The organism is Pseudomonas sp. ICMP 561 (assembly GCF_002699985.1).
In the GTDB taxonomy this organism is placed as follows: Bacteria; Pseudomonadota; Gammaproteobacteria; order Pseudomonadales; family Pseudomonadaceae; genus Aquipseudomonas; species Aquipseudomonas quasicaspiana.
Genome location: NZ_LKBT01000023.1, coordinates 198,495 through 219,180 on the forward strand (window position 1 = coordinate 198,495; position 20,686 = coordinate 219,180).

16 protein-coding genes are annotated in these 20,686 nt (G+C 57.9%); 11 read left to right on the forward strand and 5 right to left on the reverse strand.

The window, feature by feature from the left end; genetic code table 11:
* The first annotated feature begins 290 nt into the window (after positions 1 to 290).
* From AO242_RS17185 to AO242_RS17195, 3 genes are all read left to right on the forward strand, one after another.
* Entirely contained in the window at positions 291 to 1,250 is a 960-nt protein-coding gene (locus tag AO242_RS17185; protein WP_099269667.1) for an omptin family outer membrane protease, read from the forward strand.
* A 325-nt stretch (positions 1,251 to 1,575) separates the two neighbouring features.
* On the forward strand, positions 1,576 to 2,682 hold the full coding sequence (locus AO242_RS17190) for a WD40/YVTN/BNR-like repeat-containing protein (RefSeq protein WP_257153455.1): 1,107 nt from the start codon (positions 1,576 to 1,578) through the stop codon (positions 2,680 to 2,682).
* A gap of 45 nt (positions 2,683 to 2,727) precedes the next feature.
* The gene (locus tag AO242_RS17195; RefSeq protein WP_373562231.1) at positions 2,728 to 5,112 is read left to right on the forward strand and encodes an efflux RND transporter permease subunit; all 2,385 of its coding nucleotides are present in this window, start codon (positions 2,728 to 2,730) and stop codon (positions 5,110 to 5,112) included.
* 105 nt (positions 5,113 to 5,217) lie between these two features.
* Here AO242_RS17195 and AO242_RS17200 read toward each other — a convergent pair whose 3' ends face one another.
* Positions 5,218 to 5,940 (reverse strand): FadR/GntR family transcriptional regulator, encoded by a 723-nt coding sequence (locus AO242_RS17200; protein WP_027900538.1) that lies wholly within the window; start codon positions 5,938 to 5,940, stop codon positions 5,218 to 5,220.
* A 191-nt stretch (positions 5,941 to 6,131) separates the two neighbouring features.
* Complete coding sequence (locus tag AO242_RS17205; protein ID WP_099269669.1) at positions 6,132 to 7,877, reverse strand: IlvD/Edd family dehydratase; 1,746 nt, start codon at positions 7,875 to 7,877, stop codon at positions 6,132 to 6,134.
* Positions 7,878 to 8,079: 202 nt separating this feature from the next.
* Between AO242_RS17205 and AO242_RS17210 the strand changes: the two genes are divergently transcribed.
* The 8 genes from AO242_RS17210 to AO242_RS17240 all read left to right on the forward strand — a co-directional run bounded on the left by AO242_RS17210 (position 8,080) and on the right by AO242_RS17240 (position 14,947).
* Positions 8,080 to 9,396 carry an MFS transporter gene (locus AO242_RS17210; protein ID WP_099269670.1) on the forward strand — a complete coding sequence of 439 codons (1,317 nt, stop codon included), beginning with the start codon at positions 8,080 to 8,082 and terminating at the stop codon, positions 9,394 to 9,396.
* 122 nt (positions 9,397 to 9,518) lie between these two features.
* Entirely contained in the window at positions 9,519 to 10,511 is a 993-nt protein-coding gene (gene araD1 / locus AO242_RS17215) for an AraD1 family protein (RefSeq protein WP_099269671.1), read from the forward strand.
* Between the two features lie 159 nt (positions 10,512 to 10,670).
* On the forward strand, positions 10,671 to 12,029 hold the full coding sequence (locus AO242_RS17220; protein WP_099269672.1) for an MFS transporter: 1,359 nt from the start codon (positions 10,671 to 10,673) through the stop codon (positions 12,027 to 12,029).
* Between the two features lie 69 nt (positions 12,030 to 12,098).
* Positions 12,099 to 12,389, forward strand: a complete 291-nt coding sequence (locus AO242_RS17225; protein ID WP_099269673.1) for a DUF5629 family protein — start codon at positions 12,099 to 12,101, stop codon at positions 12,387 to 12,389.
* Positions 12,390 to 12,484: 95 nt separating this feature from the next.
* Positions 12,485 to 13,654 (forward strand): lactonase family protein, encoded by a 1,170-nt coding sequence (locus AO242_RS17230; RefSeq protein WP_099269674.1) that lies wholly within the window; start codon positions 12,485 to 12,487, stop codon positions 13,652 to 13,654.
* 177 nt (positions 13,655 to 13,831) lie between these two features.
* On the forward strand, positions 13,832 to 14,014 hold the full coding sequence (locus AO242_RS17235) for a hypothetical protein (protein ID WP_027900531.1): 183 nt from the start codon (positions 13,832 to 13,834) through the stop codon (positions 14,012 to 14,014).
* Positions 14,015 to 14,573: 559 nt separating this feature from the next.
* Complete coding sequence (locus tag AO242_RS29445) at positions 14,574 to 14,747, forward strand: hypothetical protein (RefSeq protein WP_161628591.1); 174 nt, start codon at positions 14,574 to 14,576, stop codon at positions 14,745 to 14,747.
* Positions 14,744 to 14,947: a hypothetical protein gene (locus AO242_RS17240; protein WP_099269675.1), complete on the forward strand. Its 204-nt coding sequence runs from the start codon at positions 14,744 to 14,746 to the stop codon at positions 14,945 to 14,947. The genes AO242_RS29445 and AO242_RS17240 overlap by 4 nt, the downstream gene beginning before the upstream one ends.
* Before the next feature lie 135 nt (positions 14,948 to 15,082).
* On the opposite strand, the gene AO242_RS17245 is transcribed toward AO242_RS17240, so the two are convergent.
* The 3 genes from AO242_RS17245 to AO242_RS17255 are packed head-to-tail and all read right to left on the reverse strand — an operon-like array spanning position 15,083 to position 20,567.
* On the reverse strand, positions 15,083 to 15,685 hold the full coding sequence (locus AO242_RS17245; RefSeq protein WP_099269676.1) for a glutathione S-transferase: 603 nt from the start codon (positions 15,683 to 15,685) through the stop codon (positions 15,083 to 15,085).
* The gene (locus AO242_RS17250; protein ID WP_099269677.1) at positions 15,682 to 19,326 is read right to left on the reverse strand and encodes an AAA family ATPase; all 3,645 of its coding nucleotides are present in this window, start codon (positions 19,324 to 19,326) and stop codon (positions 15,682 to 15,684) included. Before AO242_RS17250 ends, AO242_RS17245 begins: the two co-directional genes overlap by 4 nt.
* A complete protein-coding gene (locus tag AO242_RS17255) occupies positions 19,323 to 20,567 on the reverse strand; it encodes an exonuclease SbcCD subunit D C-terminal domain-containing protein (protein WP_099269678.1) in 1,245 nt (414 codons plus the stop codon). Before AO242_RS17255 ends, AO242_RS17250 begins: the two co-directional genes overlap by 4 nt.
* Positions 20,568 to 20,686: the final 119 nt, after the last annotated feature.

A 20,686-nucleotide genomic window follows, 5' to 3' on the forward strand; every position in this document is an offset into this window, starting at 1 on the left:
TTCTGGCTCTTGTAGGACTGGCTTTAGCCGGGAGGGCAGTATTTCTGACAAAGGAGATTTAGCGAATGCCCCGATGTCCTCCCGGCTAAAGCCGGTCCTACGGCAGGGACAGCGTGGAACCAGGGAATCATCGACTTTGTAGGGTATTTCCAGCGCTCTACGTGGACCTTTCACACACTCAGCCAAGGACTCGGCTGGCAGAGAAGTCCTGCAAGCTCGCCCATCCTTTCGACCCCGTGTTGCGTTGCCCTTGGGCTGTACGCGCGCGTCATCTCGCAAAGGTAGGGATTATGTTGATAAATGGACGGAACGCGCTGGTTTTACTGGGGCTGGTTGCAGTCGGGCAAGAGGTATCGGCCGATGCACAGGTCACCAATGAGCAGAAACTGCGCCTTGGCAGCATCGAACTCAATCTGGGCGTCGGAATGCTGAACGGTAAATCTCAGGAGAAGGTCTACGATCTCGGCCAGAAACTCAGTGAGCTGAATTGGGACATCAAGCAGGTCCCCACCTTGCATCTGGGCCTGGCTTACCATCCTCTGGACTGGCTGACCCTCGATGTGCGTGGCTGGACGCGCATGAATGCGGGCAATAGCCATATGACGGATCACGACTGGCGTGATGGCGAGGCGGCAGGCTGGACCCATTTTTCGGATCACCCTGATACCCGGCTCAACAAAGCATGGCAAGCCGAGGTTTCGGCGACAGCCTGGACCCTCAAGCGTGAAGACCTGGCTTTCGGTGTGATGGCGGGCTATCAGCGCAGTCAGTTTGATTGGCAGGCTCGGGGTGGCAGTTACGTCTATTCCAGCGAGGGTAATTTCCGTGATCTAACCGGAGATATTCCTGCCAATGTAAAAGGTATTACCTACAGGCAGACCTATGCCACGCCATTTGTCGGCCTTGTGGGGCTCTACAACCATCAGAACTGGACCCTTGAAGGTCGCTTCAAATACAGCCAGTGGGTCAAGCCCAGGGATTTCGACACCCATCACTTGCGTAATCTGACGTTCGACGGTGACCACGGCAGCCGAGGCCGTATGCAAAGTCTGGCACTGGCGCTGTCGTACAACTTCAACCCGCAGTTCTCGGTGAAGGCGGGCATTGATCATCAGGTATACAAGGAAGCGTTTGGCAGTTTGTTGATCAAGGACCACGCGGAGGGAACAAGCGGACGCACCCCGGCTAACTCCAGCTCGCAGGCCAACCGAACAACCGTGTCCAGCCTGGCTGTGGCTTATCAGTTCTGACCTTGGCAGGGCAGGGTGAAAATCCCGGCCTACACTGCGCTGAAGCTTGTAGGAGCGCGCTTGCCCGCGAGGCGATTTTAGATTCGATATAGTTGTCGCTTGTGCGAATGTCATCGCGGGCAAGCGCGCTCCTACAGTGGCGTATAGCTCATCACCCCAACTGATAACCCACCAATCACGCAAGAGGCCTCGACCAAAGATAACCACATGTCGATTGTCATGAGTTTCCAAAGCTGGATAGGATAGGTCTGCTTCCAGAAGCCTAAGGCTAGAGCGCTTGGTCTCGGCTAACCTAATAAAAATAAAATGGAAAAGGGGACGCTTCATGAGTGAGCCTGTAAATCGGCGCACGCAGTCCGGTGGGCATTCGGCCTTCGGACGGCCACTGGCATTCTGGACGGGCAAACCCTTGGCGACAGCGTGCTCATTGCTGGCAGCGTTCACCTTGTCGAGTGTTGTCACGTTATCGGTGGCGGCCACTGAAAGCGCGCCTGAAAAGGCTGACCCAGCTCAAACCACGCTGTACTCCATCGAATCCGCACGAGCCTCTCGCAGTCTGCTGCTGGACGTCGCCCATGCCGGTGCGCGTCTGGTCGTGGTGGGCGAGCGCGGACATATTCTGTATTCAGACGATCAGGGCAAGACCTGGACCCAGGCCAGGGTGCCGACCCGTCAGCTACTGACTTCGGTGTATTTCGTCGATGACAAACACGGCTGGGCCGTCGGCCACGATGCACAGATTCTTGCCAGCAACGATGGGGGCGCCAATTGGGTCAAGCAATTCGAAGACCTGTCCCGTGAAGCACCGTTGCTGGATGTCTGGTTCAAGGACGCGTCAACCGGTTTTGCCGTCGGTGCCTACGGCATATTGCTGACCACGCTGGATGGCGGCCAACACTGGGAAGACGTCAGTGACCGCCTCGACAATGAAGACCAATACCACCTCAATGGCATCACCCAGGTCGCCGACAGCGGCTTGTTCGTCGTGGGTGAGGCAGGGGCGATGTTCCGTTCCCGTGACGAAGGTGAATCCTGGGAAAAGCTTGAAGGGCCGTACCAGGGATCGCTGTTCGGCGCGATGGGTACTGGTCAGCCCGGCACGCTGCTGGTTTACGGGTTACGCGGCAATCTCTATCGCTCTACCGATTTTGGCGATACCTGGGAGCCCATCGAATTGAAAGCTGCCCGCGGGCCGCTGGAGTTCGGGCTGGCCAACGCGACCTTGCTAAACGACGGTTCGCTGGTGCTGGTGGGGAACGGCGGCAGCGTGATGCGCAGCACCGACAATGGCCTGAGCTTTCAGGTGTTCAACCGTCCCGACCGGATTTCGCTGTCCGGGGTGACGGCCGATGCGCAGGGCAATCTGATTCTGGTTGGACAGGGAGGCGTACGCGTCACCTCGCCGACAGGCGCCGAGTCCAGCCAGCAATAAGAACAATGAGAACAATCAGGGCGGGGAAATTCCGGGATGAGTAATCTGCACGACACTCAGCAGCACAGCGACGATAAGGCAACCTTCCTTGAACGTTTGATCTTCAATAATCGTCCGGCAGTGATTGTCATCTGCCTGCTGGTCAGCATCCTGTTGTTCTGGCAGGCGACTCTGGTTAGGCCATCGACCAGTTTTGAAAAAATGATTCCGCTGGATCACCCCTTCGTCCAGAACATGATGAAGCACCGTAACGATCTGGCCAATCTGGGCAACACCGTGCGGATTTCGGTCGAAGCGCTGGATGGCGACATATTTTCCAGGCAATACATGGAGACCCTGCGGGAAATCAACGACGAGGTGTTCTACATTCCCGGTGTTGACCGTTCAGGCCTGAAATCCCTGTGGAGCCCCAGCGTGCGCTGGACGGAAGTGACGGAGGAGGGCTTTGCCGGTGGTGAGGTCATCCCGCAGAGCTATGACGGTTCCGACGACAGCCTCGATCAGTTGCGTAATAACGTGCTCAAGTCCGGGCAGGTCGGGCGTCTGGTGGCCAACGACTTCAAGTCGAGCATCGTTGATGTGCCGCTGATGGAGTCTTATCCGGACCCTGAGGATCAGGGCAAGCTGCTCAAGCTGGACTACCAGCAGTTTTCCCACCAGCTCGAAGAAAAGATCCGCGACAAATACCAAGCTCAGAACCCCAACATCAAGATTCATATCGTCGGCTTTGCCAAAAAAGTCGGTGACTTGATCGATGGTCTGGTGATGGTCGTGCTATTTTTTGGTGTCGCGTTTGTCATCACGCTGGTATTGCTGATCTGGTTTACGCGCTGTATTCGCAGCACCGTTGCCGTATTAACTACGACGCTGATTGCGGTGGTCTGGCAACTGGGTTTGATGCATGTGGTGGGGTTCGGTCTGGACCCGTATTCGATGCTGGTGCCGTTTCTGATCTTCGCCATCGGTATTTCCCACGGGGTGCAGAAAATCAACGGCATTGCGCTGCAATCCAGTGACGCCGAGAATGCCCTGACCGCAGCGCGGCGCACGTTCCGTCAATTGTTCCTGCCGGGCATGATCGCGATTCTGGCGGACGCGGTGGGTTTCATCACGTTGCTGATCATCGACATCGGAGTGATCCGCGAGCTGGCCATCGGCGCATCGATTGGTGTGGCGGTCATCGTGTTCACCAACCTGATTCTGTTGCCGGTCGCCATTTCCTACGCGGGTATCAGTAAGAGGGCAGTGAGCCGCAGCAAGCAAGATGCCGTCTCCGAACATCCGTTCTGGCGTTTGCTGTCTGGCTTTGCCAGCGCCAAAGTCGCTCCGGTGTCCATCGTGCTGGCGTTACTGGCCTTCGGAGGTGGACTTTGGTACAGCCAGAATCTGAAGATCGGCGACCTCGATCAGGGGGCCCCGGAACTGCGTCCCGACTCGCGCTACAACCAGGACAACAGCTTCATCATCAACCATTATTCCACCAGCTCAGATGTGCTGGTGGTGATGGTCAAGACGCCTCGCGAAGGTTGCTCGGCTTACCCGACCATGTCTGCCATCAACGAACTGACCTGGAAGATGGAGAACACGCCGGGCGTGCAGTCGGCAATATCACTGGTCACAGTCTCCAAACAGGTCATCAAGGGCATGAACGAGGGCAACCTGAAATGGGAAGCCCTGTCGCGCAACAAAGACGTACTCAACAGCTCCATTGCCCGGGCCGATGGCCTGTACAACAACGATTGCTCACTGGCGCCGTTATTGGTTTTTCTTAACGACCACAAGGCCGAAACCCTGGATCGTGCCGTGCATGCTGTGCAGGAATTCGCCGCCGAAAACAATCGTGAAGGCCTGGAATTCCTGCTGGCAGCAGGCAATGCCGGGATCGAAGCAGCCACCAACGAGGTGATCAAGCGCTCCGAGTTGACCATCCTGATTCTGGTCTACATCTGTGTGGCGGCCATGTGCATGATCACCTTCCGCTCGTGGGCGGCGACGCTGTGCATCGTCTTGCCGCTGGTGCTGACCTCGGTGCTGGGTAACGCGCTCATGGCGTTCATGGGCATCGGCGTCAAGGTCGCGACCTTGCCGGTAGTGGCGCTGGGGGTGGGGATCGGTGTCGATTACGGCATCTACATCTATAGCCGTCTGGAAAGCTTCCTGCGGGCAGGCCTGCCGTTGCAGGAAGCGTATTACGAAACCCTGAAGTCCACCGGGAAAGCAGTGCTGTTCACCGGGTTGTGTCTGGCGATTGGCGTGTGCACCTGGATCTTCTCGGCGATCAAGTTCCAGGCCGACATGGGCCTGATGCTGACCTTCATGCTGCTGTGGAACATGTTCGGCGCACTGTGGCTGCTGCCAGCACTGGCGCGGTTCCTGATCAAACCGGAGAAAATGGCCGGCAAGGTGGGGAATTCTTTGTTTTCACATTGAGATCAGCCCGGTAGGAGCGAACTTGTTCGCGAGGGGGTGTGACTGCCACACCGCGCTGCCTGTTTCGCCAACAAGTTGGCTCCTACCCTGTGAGCGAAAACAGGCCTACAACCCCAATTCCCGCCCCAACACCACACTCAACGCATTCCTCGCATCATCAAGCTGCACCAGAGTTGCATGCCGGGCACCCAACGCGTCGCGGTTTTCGATGGCGGTGAGGATTGCCTTGTGGCGCGGCAACGCCAACTCATGCAGGTTGGGACGCTGGTTGGAGTGCTTGAGCGCTTCACGCAATGCCAGTGAAAGCATGTTGCACAGGTGAGCGAGCAGGTCGTTGTGAGTCGCGTCGGCAATCCGGCTGTGAAAATCCAGGTCGGGCTGTAACAGTGCTTCAGGATTTGGCGCAGCCTCCATGCGTTGGTAAGCCTCACCAATCGAAGCGATCTCTTCATCGGTGGCGTGTTGTGCGGCGAGGGCGGCAACGGCGGGTTCGATGACCGCACGCACGCTGGTCAGCAAATTGAAGAATTCATTTTGTGGCGTGCACTGCATGATCCAGTGCAATACATCCGGGTCGAGCAGATGCCATTCACGACGGGCCTTCACCACCGTACCGACGCGTGGCCGGGAGTACACCAGCCCTTTGGCCACCAATACCCGGGTGGCTTCACGCAACACCGGTCGGCTGACGGCATACTCCTCACAGAGCAAGGCTTCGGCTGGCAGCTTTTCATCCGGCTTGAAACGCCCGGAGACAATCTGCATGCCCAGTTCCTGGACGATGCGGGCGTGCATGCTTTTACGGTCGGAAGGCTTTCGGTAATCCATGGGGACGCAAGTCGATCCTGAGCGATGAGTGCGGGGCATCATAGCATCGGGGAGGTCCGAGGCGTACGGGGCCCGGTAGGAGCGAACTTGTTCGCGAGGCGCCAGTACAGACGATAAATAACCGTCGCCCGCAGAATCGCCTCGCGAACAAGTTCGCTCCTACCGGTGGTACCGTTGTGGGTAGGAGGCGATCAGTGAGAATGCCTTGGTACCTCAGCCCCGCGCATACCCACCAGGAAATCAAAGTCGCAACCCTGGTCGGCCTGCAGCACATGCTTCACATAAAGCTCGCGATACCCGCCCACCAACAGTTGCTGTTGTTGCGGGGGCTGCCAGTCGGCCAGGCGTGCGGCGAGTTCGGCGTCGGGAATATCCAGGTGCAAACGGCCGCTGGCGCAATCGAGTTCGATCCAGTCACCTTCCTGCACCACCGCCAACGGGCCACCGGCTGCGGCTTCGGGGGCCACGTGTAAAACCACTGTGCCGTAGGCCGTGCCGCTCATGCGCGCATCGGAAATCCGCACCATGTCAGTCACACCCTGGGCCAGCAATTTTGCAGGCAGGCCCATGTTGCCGACTTCGGCCATGCCCGGATAACCCTTGGGCCCGCAGTTTTTCATGACCATGATCGAGTTGGCGTCGATGTCCAGATCCGGATCATTGATCCGTGCCTTGTACATGTCGAAGTTCTCGAACACTACGGCGCGGCCGCGGTGCTGCATCAATGAGGCGGTCGCGGCCGAAGGCTTGAGCACCGCCCCCAGTGGTGCGAGGTTGCCGCGCAGCACGCAGATACCGCCGTCAGCGCGGATCGGGTTGTCCAGAGCACGGATCACTTCGTCTTCGCCGTAGATCGGCGCGTTCTGAGTATTCTCGCGGATGGATTTGCCATTAACGGTCAACGCGTCGGGATTGGGCAGCAGATTGGCCTCGTCCATACGCCGCAACACGGCGGGCAGGCCACCAGCGTAGTAGAACTCTTCCATCAGAAAGCGTCCGGAAGGCTGCAGGTCAACGATGGTCGGCATGCCGCGCCCCATGCGGGTCCAGTCGTCCAGCTCCAGGTCGACACCGATGCGCCCGGCGATGGCTTTCAAGTGGATCACCGCGTTGGTAGAGCCACCAATGGCCGCATTGACACGAATCGCGTTTTCAAACGCCGCCTTGGTCAGAATCTTCGACAGGCGCAGGTCTTCTTTGACCATCTCTACCGCGCGCATCCCGGACATGTGCGCCAGCACATAACGTCGGGAATCTACGGCTGGAATCGCCGCGTTGTGGGGCAGGGAAGTGCCCAAGGCTTCTGCCATGCACGCCATGGTCGACGCGGTGCCCATGGTGTTGCAGGTGCCCGCCGAACGGGACATGTCGCCTTCCGCTGCAAGGAAATCGTCGAGAGTGATTTGTCCGCCTTTATAAGCCTCGTGCATTTGCCAGACCACGGTGCCGGAGCCGATGTCCTTGCCTTTATGTTTGCCGTTGAGCATCGGTCCGCCGGTGACAACGATGGCGGGCACGTCGCAACTGGCCGCGCCCATCAGCAGGGCGGGGGTGGTTTTGTCGCAACCGGTGAGCAGCACCACGCCATCAATGGGGTTGCCGCGAATTGCTTCTTCGACATCCATGCTGGTCAGGTTACGGGTGAACATCGCGGTGGGGCGCAGATTGGATTCGCCGTTGGAGAACACCGGAAACTCTACCGGCCAGCCGCCTGCTTCAATCACGCCGCGTTTGACGTGCTCGGCGATTTGCCGGAAGTGGGCGTTGCAAGGGGTGAGTTCGGACCACGTGTTGCAGATGCCGATAATGGGCTTGCCCTGAAACTGGTGATCGGCGATGCCCTGATTCTTCATCCAGCTGCGGTACATGAAGCCGTTCTTGTCGGCAGTACCAAACCATTGGGCAGAACGCAGGGGTTTTTTATCGGAATCAGACATGATCAGCTCTCTTATTGTAAGACTTAATGGCTTTTCTGCTGCTTAAGTTAAGCGCAAATTCGCGCCATTGGAAGAGTTGTTAGCTAAATAGTAATACTATATAGTCGATTTCAAGTGAGGGACGACCGTGGCGGCTGCATGCAGATGCTTCAGGCCAGAGGCGATCTCCACTCCATAACAAGAACAATTGGAGATCGCACACATGAGCCAGGAACTCAGGCTTATTCGCCGCATCACCCTGAAATTGATTCCCTTCCTGATCCTGCTTTACCTGATCGCTTATGTGGACCGCTCTGCCGTGGGTTTTGCCAAGCTGCACATGGGCGCGGACATTGGTATCGGCGACGCGGCCTACGGGCTGGGCGCAGGGCTGTTTTTCATCGGCTACTTCCTGTTTGAAATCCCCAGCAACCTGATGCTCGAACGCTTCGGCGCTCGTCGCTGGTTCGCGCGGATCATGATCACCTGGGGCGCGATTACCATTGGTATGGCCTTCGTGCAGGGGCCGCACAGCTTTTATGTGATGCGTTTTCTGCTGGGTGCGGCCGAGGCGGGCTTCTTTCCGGGCGTGCTGTACTACATCACGCAGTGGTTCCCGGTTCGCCATCGCGGCAAGATCCTTGGCCTGTTTATCCTTTCCCAACCCATCGCGATGATGATTACTGGCCCGGTGTCCGGTGGTTTGCTGGGCCTGGATGGCGTGCTGGGTCTGCACGGTTGGCAGTGGCTGTTTATCGTCATCGGCACCCCGGCCATCCTGCTGACCTGGCCGGTGCTGCGCTGGCTGCCAGATGGTCCACAGCAGGTTAAGTGGATGAACGAGACAGAAAAAAACTGGCTTGCCGGCGAACTGAAAAAGGACCTGGAAGAGTACGGTCAGACGCGTCACGGCAATCCGTTACACGCCCTGAAAGACAAACGCGTTCTGCTGTTGGCGCTGTTTTACCTGCCCGTGACCTTGAGCATTTATGGTCTGGGCCTGTGGCTGCCGACACTGATCAAACAGTTTGGCGGCACGGATCTGGTCACCGGCTTCGTGTCCTCGGTGCCTTACATCTTCGGCATCATCGGCCTGCTGATTGTCCCGCGCAGTTCCGACCGACTCAATGACCGTTACGGACACCTCGCGGTGCTTTATGTACTGGGCGCGATCGGCCTTTTCCTCAGCGCCTGGCTGACATTGCCGGTCGCGCAACTGGCGGCACTGTGTCTGGTCGCTTTCGCGCTGTTCTCCTGCACCGCAGTGTTCTGGACCTTGCCCGGCCGTTTCTTTGCAGGCGCCAGTGCGGCGGCCGGGATAGCCCTGATCAACTCGGTGGGCAATCTGGGTGGCTACATCGGTCCGTTCGTGATCGGCGCACTCAAGGAATACACCGGCAATCTGGCTTCGGGCTTGTACTTCCTGTCCGGCGTGATGGTCTTCGGCCTGGTTTTGACCGGCGTGGTTTACCACTTGCTGGAGCGCAAGCATGTGCTGCCCGCCAGCGATTTCGCCGCCAGCGCCCGCGGCCGCACTTGATTAATAACGGTAGGAGCGAACTTGTTCGCGAGGCGGCGTGCCTGGCACACCGCGTTCTGCATTTCGCCAACAAGTTGCCTCCTACCGAAAGGTGCGTTAGTGAATTTTGAAAGGAGATCCCAATGAACCTAGTGCAATTCAAACTCAGCAATGGCCAGCGTCGCGTCGGTCTGGTGGACGGCGATGTGATCCGTGAAGTGCAGGGCGCGCAGAGCGTGCGTGATCTGGCGTTATCCGCTATCGACGCCGGTATCGGTCTGGCGCAGCAGGTCGTTAAACAGGGGCTTGGCGACAGCCATGATTACGCGCAACTGTTGCAGGATCTGCGCATTCTCCCGCCGCTGGACCATCCCGATCCCTCCCACGTGCTGGTCAGCGGCACCGGCCTGACTCACTTGGGCAGCGCTTCAGCACGGGACAAAATGCATCAGCAGGCGGGTGACGAAGCGTCGATGACCGACACCATGCGCATTTTCAAATGGGGCGTGGAGGGCGGGAAGCCTGAAACCGGGCAAGCGGGTGTTCAGCCGGAATGGTTCTACAAGGGTGACGGCAGCATCGTCGTGCGCCCCGGCAAAGCTTTTTCACTGCCACCCTTCGCCGAGGATGGCGGCGAAGAACCCGAGCTCAGCGGGCTGTATGTGATTGGCAACGACGGCAAACCGTATCGCCTGGGTTTCGCCATCGGCAACGAATACTCCGACCACATCATGGAGCGTCGTAATTACCTGTACCTCGCTCACTCGAAATTGCGTGCCTGTTCCTTTGGCCCGGAACTGCGGGTTGGCGAACTGCCGCAGAATCTGGCCGGGACCAGCCGCGTGCTGCGCGACGGTGAAGTGATCTGGGAGAAGGAATTCCTCAGTGGCGAAGCCAACATGTGCCACAGCCTGGAAAACCTCGAGTATCACCACTTCAAATACAGCCAGTTCCTGCGTCCGGGTGATGTGCATGTGCACTTCTTCGGCACCGCTACACTTTCCTTTGCCGATGGCGTGCGCACCCAGCCGGGGGATCAGTTCCAGATCAGCCAGGCGGAGTTCGGCAAGCCGCTGGTGAACGGGATTGAGAAGACCGAAGCCGCGTTTCTGCCGGGCGGGATTGGCAAGCTTTGAGGTGATCTCTAAGTCCCCGTAGGACCGGCTTTAGCCGGGAGAGCGTCGGTAAATTCGACACATTTGCTTCGTCAGTAATGCTGCTCTCCCGGCTAAAGCCGGTCCTACGAGGCTGAGCTTCAGTTCGACACCCACCAATAACAACAAGGAGGTGCGCACATGACCACCCACACTGCGCCAGTGGAAGCGTTCGATGCGGATGCTTTCGAGGACAAGATCTATCGCAAGGTGAACTGGCGGATCATCCCGCTGTTTATTCTCTGCTTCCTGTTTGCCTATCTGGATCGGGTCAATATCAGTTTTGCCAAGCTGCAGATGCAGAGCGATCTGGGTTTCAGCGAGACGGTCTATGGCCTCGGGGCCAGCCTGTTCTTCGTCGGTTACTTCCTGTTCGAAGTACCGAGCAACATGCTCCTGCATAAGATCGGCGCCAGGGTATGGATCGCGCGGATCATGGTCACGTGGGGCATCACTTCGGCGTGCATGATGTTTGTGCAGACCGAGTTCTGGTTTTACACCCTGCGCTTTCTGATCGGGGTCATGGAAGCGGGCTTCGTACCTGGCGTGCTGTATTTCTTTACCCAGTGGTACCCGAGCAACCGTCGCGCGCGGGTCAATTCCTATTTCAAAAGCTCGATCTGCCTGTGCGGTATCGTCGGCGGGCCAATTGCCGGGCTGATTCTCAACCATTTCGACGGCGTGCTGGGCATGCCTGGCTGGCGCTGGCTGTTTCTGCTTGAAGGCCTGCCGTCGGTGTTGCTTGGCATCGTGGTGTTCTGGTTCGTCTGCGATCGCATCGAAGACGCCAAGTGGCTCAACGGCGCCGAGAAAAAAGTAGTGCTGGCGCGTATGGCGCGTGAAGTCCAGCCCCAGACCCCGCAAACCTTCAAGGACATCTGGAAGCACCCGACCACTTACGTGATGTCGGTGATTTACCTGTGTCTGGTCATGGCCCTGACCGGCTTGCTGTTCTGGATGCCGCAGTTGATCAAGAGCGCCGGTGTTGCCGACACCATGACCATCGGTTGGCTGACGGTGATTCCCTACGTGGGCGCAGTGGTCGGCAATTTGCTGATCGGTGCGAGCTCCGACCGACGCGGTGAGCGCCGTTGGCACATGGCGGGCTGCGCGTTGTTCACGGCGGCGGGGTATCTGGTGTGTGCCGTCTTCCCCGGTCAACTGCTGCCTTTGATGATCGGTATGACCATGATCATGACCGGTATCATCGCCTGGATGCCGATTTTCTGGACCATCCCGCCACGTTTTCTCAGCGGGCTCGCGGCAGCGGCAGGTATTGCGCTGATCAACTCCATCGGTCAATTGGGCGGGATCATCGCGCCGTTCATGGTCGGACGCGTCAAGGACCTGACCGGTGCGGCGACGCCGGCTTTGTACGTGCTATGCGCAGTCTGCGTGTTGGCCATGGCGCTGATTATCTGGGGGATACCGAACCGTTATTACGTGCGCGAAACCACCCATGACAAACCTTCGGCGGGTGCAGTTGAAGCGACTGCCTGATTGTGACGGTGGTTCTGTCCAAGGTGGTTTTGGCCTATCATTCGCGCTTTTACACAGACGAAGACTGCCATGACCACCAATCCGACGACGATGAGCGCAGCCCTGAAAGACGCCACGATGCTGGAAATTGACGGGCTGCATGCCTGGGATTTCTTTCTGGGCGACTTTCTGACCCTCGAGTGCATGGATGGTCGCGAGCGCAAGACCTGGCGTTTCACGATGGAGCAGGTCAACGCCGCGACCTTCGATGAAGCTCAGCAGTGCTGGCTGATCACTGATGGCACAAATGAACACCGCATGAAATGCCTCGAAGCGTTCACGCCGACCAAAGACGACGAAGAAGACGTACAACAGGACTGACCTGCGGATAAAACCAATCAGCGGCAAGCCTGTCCTAAACGTTGTTCGCGCGTCGATGGCGCCCACTAACAACCTGAAAAAAGAAGGCTCTGCCCATGACTCGTACATTTCTGCCTTGGCTGGCACTGGCCGGCGCAATGAGCGCTTTTCCCATACAGGCGCAAAGCATGACTGAATACGATGTACTGATTGGTTCTTACACCCAGGCTTCCAGCGAAGGTATTTACCGGTACCGCTTCAACAGCCAGACCGGCCAGCTCGATGCCAAACCCCTGCAAGTGGTCAAGACTGACAACCCGTCCTGGCTGACCCTTTCCAAAGATCAGCGCCACCTGTTCGTGGTCAACGAGAACGGTCCCGGCGGGAAAGATGTTGTCGGCAAGGTCAGCAGTTTTGCCATTGATACCAAGACCCATCAGATCACCCCGATCAATCAGGTGAAGAGCCAGGGTGACGAGCCGACGCATTCCAGCCTCAGCCCGGACCAGCGCTTCCTGTTCGTCTCCAACTATGCCGTGCAACCCGATCCGGGTGGGGCGCTGGCAGTGATCCCGGTGGGCAAGGACGGCAAGCTGTCCGAAGTCGTTCAGGTCAGCAATGATCATGGCGCGAGCAAGGTCAATCCTGAGCGTCAGGCGTCTTCCCACGTCCACTCGGCGATCCCGACGCCGGATGACAAGTACGTGGTGACCAGCGATCTCGGTGCCGACAAGATGCTGGTGTTCAGCTACGACGGTAATCGCGCCAAGCCTTTGCAGCCGGCCAAAACGCCAACGGTGCAATTGCCCGCTGGCAGCGGCCCGCGTCATCTGCTGTTCAGTGAAGATGGTAAACACGCCTGGCTGACCCTGGAAATGGTCGCGCAGGTTGCAGTCTTTGATTATCACGACGGTGTGTTCAAGCAGACCCAACTGGTAGACCTGAAGAACAAGGATGCGCAGCAGAAAGTCGGCGCCGGTGGTTTGCACACCTCGCCGGACGGCAAATTCCTTTACGTTGCCAATCGTGGTGAAGCCAATCAAGTGCTGGTGTTTGCCATCGACGCCAAAGGGCAGCTCAAGGAAGTGCAGCGTCGTTCTGTTGAAGGTGTAGAGCCACGTGAGTTTCGCATCGATCCAAGCGGCCATTTCATGCTGATCGCCAACCAGAAGAGCAACCAGATCGTCACGGTGAAAGTCGATCCGAAAACCGGTTTGCTGGGTGACACGGTGCAAAAGCTCGACTTCGATTCGCCCTCGGACTTCCGATTCCTGACCGGCAAGTGATGCTGTGAGAACCCCAAGCCCTTTATTCATGCGGGCTTGGGGTTCTATCAATTCAAGTGATATGAGCTAGTGCTACAAAACATTTCGGCTGAGCCGCCCTCGGGGGTAAGTTTGAGTCACGGCCAAGACGGTCAAGACTTGAAACGTAGTTCAATAGAACATCCGAGGGTTAACGCCATGAACTTCAATATCTTCTCCATCATTGCCGCGTCTGCCATTTCCGCCACTGTTGCATTGCCTGCCCATGCCAGTGTTGATGTGTCCGACAAGAAGGCTCACGCCACCCAGACTTATACCCCTAAATACTTGCAGCAAAGTGCTAATTTCTACGCAGCACTGGATCACAAGACTCAACAATGAACAAGCGATTGAATCCATTCCCGGTTAACGAATGTATCGCTACCCGGGAATGGATTTCTGAACAGCACTGTTGTTGATTGATGCTTTTGTTAAAAGATCACTGCCGCTTTCGCGAGCATGTTCGCTTACCCAGGTTTTTGCGACCTTCTGATCATCGCGTATCAGAGCCATGCAAATTCTGCCAGTGAGCCTGCTCGCGAAAGCGCCGGATAAATCCCCTCTTGGCCCGCGTCTCTCATAGGATGCGGGTTTTTTTTTGGCCACGATCCTTTAGGACCTGCCTCGGTGTCTCTGATGCCACGTTGTCGCACAGCAAACACGCGACCTGTAGGAGTGAGCTTGCTCGCGATTCGATTTATCAGTTGAAGATACACTGGGCCCACTAATGCTATCGCGAGCAAGCTCACTCCTACAGAAGGTTATCTATTGAATTGATAAACCGGCTCAATAATCAACCCAACTGATATTCGCTATCTCCAGCCATCGTTTTTCAATACTCCGGTTTTCCACGATCCTGTCGACCTGGCAACACAACACTGGAACTTACGGAGTTACACCCATGGCCACTGCCATTCTTCATTCCATCAAACAAGGCGCTTATATCGCCATTTCGCTTTATGTGGTTTTTATTGCAGTGGTTACTGTTACCAGCATGAATCCGCAACTGACAACACCCTCTACCCAAACCCTGGTTGATCGCGCAGCGCTGAATACTCAAGAGCGTGCATCGTGAGTGGCGGCAAAATATGGGTGACTGCGGGGCTTGCAGTCATGATCAATGGCAGCACGTTGCTGGGCATCGGCCAGAACTCGGTCGGTGGGGTGGCGCGCAATATCGAATGCCGGTATGAAATCGCCCAGGCTATCGAGCTATCAAGGGCGCAGAAAGTGTTGGCGGGGAACCGGCCGGAGAAGGTTGGGGTGGTTGTGTAGTGTCGCTGGCGCAATCCTCCGTAGGACTGGCTTTAGCCGGGAGAGGGACATTACATCCGCTCAAGGTCTTTCGTCAGGAACATCGCTCTCCCGGCTAAAGCCGGTCCTACGCGGTATTTCGTGTCCGCGATATCGTTACTTCACCATCACCGCTTTAAACAATGCTGACTGAATGAACCGATCCAGCCAGCCACGCACCTTCGGATACGGACTCGTTGCGAACCAATCCGGATCCACCGCGCTGAATTGCCGTATGAACGGCGCGACCGCGGTATCTGCCAGACTCAATCGATCCGTTATCAGAAAATCCCGGTCCTTCAAGCGCGCTTCCAGTTTCTGCAAGAACACCTCGCCCTGTTGCCGGTAATGCGCCTGCGGATATTCCGGGTGGCGCACGAAGTATTTGTAGCGATCCAGATGCTGCTTGAACACCTGATCGTTCTCTTCGATCAACGCCTGAATGTCCCGGCGGCCGTCGCCGTTGTCGATCAACAGCCAGCCATCCGGATCATTCTGCGCCAGCGCCCAGTGCATGATGTCCAGGCTCTGGTCTATTACCTTATCTTCAAGCACCAGTACCGGCACCGTACCTTTCGGCGAGCGCTCAAGCATCTCCGGCGGTTTGGCCTTGAGGCTGACTTCGTGGATCTGTACGGCACAGCCTGCATAGCGCAGGGCCATACGGGCACGCATGGCGTAAGGGCAGCGGCGGAACGAATAAAGCACGGCCGTCATCAGTTGCTGACCTCCACCGTACTCAAGCCATTACCCTGACGCCGCACCTGAATCTGCACCGGAATCCGCTCGTGCATTTCCTGCACGTGGGAGATTACTCCGACCTTACGGCCTTGGGCCTGCAAGCCATCCAGCGCGTCCATGGCCAACTGCAGGGATTCGGGGTCGAGGCTGCCGAAGCCTTCGTCGATAAACAACGATTCGATTTTCAACGTGCTCGATGCCATGGAGGCCAGCCCGAGTGCCAGCGCCAATGAAACCAGGAAGGTTTCGCCGCCGGACAGGGAATGCACTGAGCGCAGTTCGTCGCCCATTTCCGTGTCCATCACAAGCAACCCGAGCATGCTGCCGCCGCGCTTGAGGCGGTAACGACGCACCAGTTGCTTGAGCTGGGCGTTGGCATGATGCACCAGCAAATCAAGGTTGTAGGCCTGGGCAATCTTGCGGAATCGGTCGCCTTCGGCCGAGCCGATCAGCGCCGCCAGTCTTGCCCAGCGCAAGTACTCGCTATGGGCGTTGGCAATCTGCTCCTGCAATTCGCGGCTAGCGTTGTTACGGCGCTCGTCTTCACTCAGTTGCGCGCGTAGATCAGCGCATTGCTGTTCCTGTTCGGCGCACAGCTTTTGCGCCTCCAGCAAGGCAGCGGTCAACTGTTCGGCATCGGTCACGTCGCTGTGATGGGCCTGATGCTGTTGCAATTGCTTGTCCCGTTCCTGAAGCAGGACGCGACTTTGCTCCAGGGTCTTTTCGCTCTGCTGCAATTGTTGACGCAACTGGCTGACACATTCGTCGCTGTAGCCGAGCAGCACCTCCAGGGCGGCGTCATCCAGCTCGGGATGAGCGCTGCGCCACTCGTAGATATGCTGATCCAGCTCGGCCACCTCTTGCTGCAATGCCTGCAAGCGCGACTGTTCGCTTTCGAGCCCCGTGGCCAGTTTGATCAACTCGCTGCGTGCCTGTTGCAGATCATCGCTGACGGCGGCTTGCGCCCGGCGTGCCTGTTCCTGCGCGGTTTCAAGTTGCTGCTGCCATTGCTCGGCGCTGGTGTGGTCGCCCAGCATTTCAGCCAGGCGTTGTTGGCTGGCCAGTTGCTGGGCTTGCAGGTCGGCGAGGCGTTGTTGCTGTTTCGCACGCTCCTGTTCCAGATTGTGCTGGCTGTCCTGTTCGCGTTCGATCCGACGTGCGCGCTCAGCGTGTTCCTGTTGTTCTTCCTGTTGGCGGTCCAGTTGTTCCAGACGCTGCGCGATATCGTTGTCCAGTTGCATGAAACTGTCGGTGGCCGCTTCCCGCCAGCGTGACAGGCTTTCGGCGGGCAGCAGCGGTTCGAATTCTTGCAGTGCGGCTTCGAAGGCCTGATTGTCCAGCGCAATATTGCGCTGTTGATCGTCGAGCATTTTCATCGCGTGCTGGCTGGCATCGCGGGCACTTTGTACGTTTTGCTGCAACTGCTCGGCATCCTGCTGCACTTTGAGCAGCAGTCGCTGGCGCTGCTCGCTGGTGGCGATTTCTTCAGTCAGTGCATGCAGCCGCTCGCTCAGCCAGTCGTTGCGTAGCTGCTCGGGTTGTTCCAGCAAGCGTGCATAAAGCGGATGCGCTTCAAGTTCAGGCGTGAGCTTTTGCAACTGCTCAGAGAGCTGATCCAGTTGCGGCCGGGCCTGTTTCAGGCGTGCATTGAGTTCGGTGACTTCGGCACGCAACTCGGCGAGTTTTTCGCTGAGCTGGCTGACCTTCAACCGCGCACTGTTTTCTTCGCTGTCGTCATGGCCGGACAACGCCTGGAGCAGGGCGTCAGATTGATGATAAGGATGATCTTCGCTGCCACACACGGGGCAAGGCTGCTGATCAATCAACTGAGCGCGCAGCTCTTCAACGCTGGCGCTGCGGGCCAGACGCTGACGCTGCAGCAACTCGACAGTGACTTTCAACGCCTGCTCGGCAGCTTCGTGTTCGGTCTTGAGCTGCAGACCGCTGGCAATGCTTTTGTTGCGCTGCTCATTGGCCTGCTGTTGCTGCAACTCGACATCCTGCAGACGTTTTTCGATGTCCTGATGCCGTTGCCAGATGCGCTCCAGGGAGTCGATAGCGCTGTGTTGCTGACGATTGTCGTGGAGCAATTGACCGAGACGCTGGATCTCGGCATTGACCGCTTCGGCTTTGACCTGTGCTTCGCTGTACAGCCCTTGCAGGGCGTTGCGTCGGTCAGTCAGCTCCTGCTCGGCACGGGTTGAGTTCTTTTCCAGCTCCGGCAGTTCTTCACGACCTTTATTCAGCCGCGCGCTGAGTTTGACGGCTTCCTGCAAGCGCGGCCGATAGGCCGTCCACGCTTTACTCAGGGGGGCGAGTACGGCGCTTTTTTCCAATTGCCCGGCAATGCTTTGCAAGCGTTCATCCAGCAAGCGCTGTTGATCGAGCAATTGATTCAGCGCCGCCTGGCTGTCGGCTTTTGTGCGCTCGGCCGCTTCCGCGTGGAGCGTTGCGTCCTGGACTTCCTTGTTCAGTTGGGTGAGGTTGCCTTGCTGTTCGAACGCCTGACCAATGATCGGTGCGGCGGTTTTTTTCTGTTGTTCGGCCAGTTCAAGAGCGCTGGTGGCGGCGAGCAGCTTTTCTTCAAGCCCGGTTTGGCGCGCTTGCAGGTCATTCTGGCGTTGCACGTGCTCGGCGATTTGCGCACTGAGCGGGCTCAACTGGGCGTCGAGTCGATGGCGCTGGGCGAACAGGTGCCGCTGCGGGGCAAGGCGTTCCAGCTGGCCGAGCAACTGACGCTGACTGCTCTGGTTTTCCCAGTCCTGCTGGGCGCTGGCCAATTGTTCACTGGCGCTCAGGTGTTCGTCTCGCAGGCGTAGCAGTTCGGTGAGCCACTGCTGCTTGAGTTCCAGCTGACGCTGTTGCGCCTGCTGAGTTTTGAGCTGTTGTTGGGCTTCGCTGAAATGTTGCTCCAGTTCTGCGCGCTGCTCCGGTGGCATGGGCGCGATGCCCGTCGCCATTAGCTTGAGATCCTCGTAGAGCTTTTCTGCCTCTTTGCTCTTGCTGAAAGCCCGGCGGCCCAACTGGCTGTAGATCGCCGTATCAGTAAGCTTTTCCAGCAGTTCGCTGCGCTCTTTGTCATCCGCTTTAAGGAAGGCGCTGAATTCGCTCTGAGCGAGCATAACTGCCCGGGTGAACTGCTCGAAGTTCAGGCCCAGACGGGCTTCAAGCATGGTTTTGTATTCGGATTTGTTCTGCGTGCTGAGGATCTGCTCGCTGTCCAGATCGGTCAGGGTCTGACGGCTGGCCTGGAGTTTTTTCGTGGCGTTATCCCGTGCGCGGTTGGTTTCCCAGCGAGCGCGGTAGCGGCGTTTGTCGATCCCAACGAAATCCACCTCGGCATAACCGCTGCCGGTGCCACGCCGTAGCAAGGTCCGCGGATCGTTGGTGCTGATGTCGCCGTCGATTTCCGGAACCCGTGACTGGCCGATGTTGCTCAGGCGCGGGATGGCCCCGAACAGCGCCAGACACAGTGCGTCGAGCAAGGTGCTTTTGCCCGCACCAGTCGGCCCTGTAATGGCAAACAAACCGGCGCTTGCCAACGGCTCTGCGGTGAAGTCCAGTTCGAACGGCCCGGCGAGGGAGGCGAGGTTTTTCAGGCGGATGGCGAGAATTTTCATGGTTGCTCACTCTCCAGCTGGACTTCCTGCAGCAGCGTGGCGAAGTCACTCAGGGTTTGTTCGTCGACCTCGCTGCCGTAGTTATCCAGCCATGCGCGGCTGAACAGTTCCTGGGGGCTGAGCTGATCCAGCTCGATCAGGCCTTCGTCGCTTTCGCCACCGTCACCGCTGCCTTTACCGGCATATTCGGCGCCGATACGTACCAGGCGCACGGCTTTGCCTTGCAGGGCTTCTTCGATCTGGTTACGCAGGTCCGGCTGCGGTTCGTCCAGGCGGACCCGAACTTCCAGCCAGGGCTGGCGATCAACGTCGGCCAACAAGTCGATGTCCGGCAAATCCTTGAGCTGCAACAGCAGCTCGGCCAGCGGTGCCGGGCCGATTCGTTGCAGATTGACGGCGCGGGGAATCAGCAGGGTTTCGACGCTGCGCAGTTGCTCGCCGTCGCAGTCAATTTCGAGAATCTGGTGTTGATAGCCAATCTCCGAAAACGACAAAGGAATGGGCGAGCCGCAATAACGAATGCGCTCTTCGCCGTTGACCCGCTGCGGTTTGTGCAAATGGCCGAGGGCGACGTAAGTGATGCTCGGGCCGAACAGGCTGGCGGGCAGAGCTTCAGCGTTACCGATAATCAGGCTGCGTTCGGAGTCTTCCGACACCGAACCACCGGCCATGTGGGCGTGGCTGATGGCGATCAGGGCCTGACCCGGCTGGCGTTTCAGATTAGCCGCTTCGATCAGCAGTTCGTGTACGCGGCCAATGCCACGCAAGTAATCGTCGCCCAGTGTCGCGCCGGTGACTTCAGCAGGGCGCAGGAAAGGCAGGGCCAGGCACCATGCGCCGATTTCACCTTTTGCGTCGGGCAGTGGCAGTAACAGGCGTTCGACATCCAGCGTGCCGTCATCGAGCCACAGTACGCGGCCCAGGGCATGGGTGCGCAAACGGCGCATCAGGGGCGCGGGCAGTTCGATGCGCGAACCGGAATCGTGGTTGCCAGCAATCATCACGATGGTCAGCAACGGTTGCTGCTCGTGGGCGCTGACGATGAAGTCGTACAGCCGCTCCTGGGATTTGACCGGCGGGTTGACGGTGTCGAAGATGTCTCCCGCGATCAGCAGTACATCGGGCTGGCGCTCTTTCAGTCGGGCCAGCAGCCAGGTCAGAAAGCTGGCGTGTTCGAAGTCCCGCTCCTGGCCATGAAGGTTCTGGCCGAGGTGCCAGTCGGAGGTGTGGAACAGTCGCATGGGTAATCTCAATCCTGAATTGGGGGCTTGGCCGGTTGAATGCGCTTTTGAACCTGTGCAATTTCTGTGTGAATTATAAGTCACTGAATGCATGCGATTTTTATGTGGGAGCGGGCAAG

Coding starts and splice junctions, on each gene's coding strand:
- AO242_RS17185 (WP_099269667.1), top strand. CDS start 291: ATGTTGATAAATGGACGGAACGCGCTGGTTTTACTGGGGCTGGTTGCA.
- AO242_RS17190 (WP_257153455.1), top strand. CDS start 1,576: ATGAGTGAGCCTGTAAATCGGCGCACGCAGTCCGGTGGGCATTCGGCC.
- AO242_RS17200 (WP_027900538.1), bottom strand. CDS start 5,940: ATGGATTACCGAAAGCCTTCCGACCGTAAAAGCATGCACGCCCGCATC.
- AO242_RS17205 (WP_099269669.1), bottom strand. CDS start 7,877: ATGTCTGATTCCGATAAAAAACCCCTGCGTTCTGCCCAATGGTTTGGT.
- AO242_RS17210 (WP_099269670.1), top strand. CDS start 8,080: ATGAGCCAGGAACTCAGGCTTATTCGCCGCATCACCCTGAAATTGATT.
- araD1 (WP_099269671.1), top strand. CDS start 9,519: ATGAACCTAGTGCAATTCAAACTCAGCAATGGCCAGCGTCGCGTCGGT.
- AO242_RS17220 (WP_099269672.1), top strand. CDS start 10,671: ATGACCACCCACACTGCGCCAGTGGAAGCGTTCGATGCGGATGCTTTC.
- AO242_RS17225 (WP_099269673.1), top strand. CDS start 12,099: ATGACCACCAATCCGACGACGATGAGCGCAGCCCTGAAAGACGCCACG.
- AO242_RS17230 (WP_099269674.1), top strand. CDS start 12,485: ATGACTCGTACATTTCTGCCTTGGCTGGCACTGGCCGGCGCAATGAGC.
- AO242_RS17235 (WP_027900531.1), top strand. CDS start 13,832: ATGAACTTCAATATCTTCTCCATCATTGCCGCGTCTGCCATTTCCGCC.
- AO242_RS29445 (WP_161628591.1), top strand. CDS start 14,574: ATGGCCACTGCCATTCTTCATTCCATCAAACAAGGCGCTTATATCGCC.
- AO242_RS17250 (WP_099269677.1), bottom strand. CDS start 19,326: ATGAAAATTCTCGCCATCCGCCTGAAAAACCTCGCCTCCCTCGCCGGG.
- AO242_RS17255 (WP_099269678.1), bottom strand. CDS start 20,567: ATGCGACTGTTCCACACCTCCGACTGGCACCTCGGCCAGAACCTTCAT.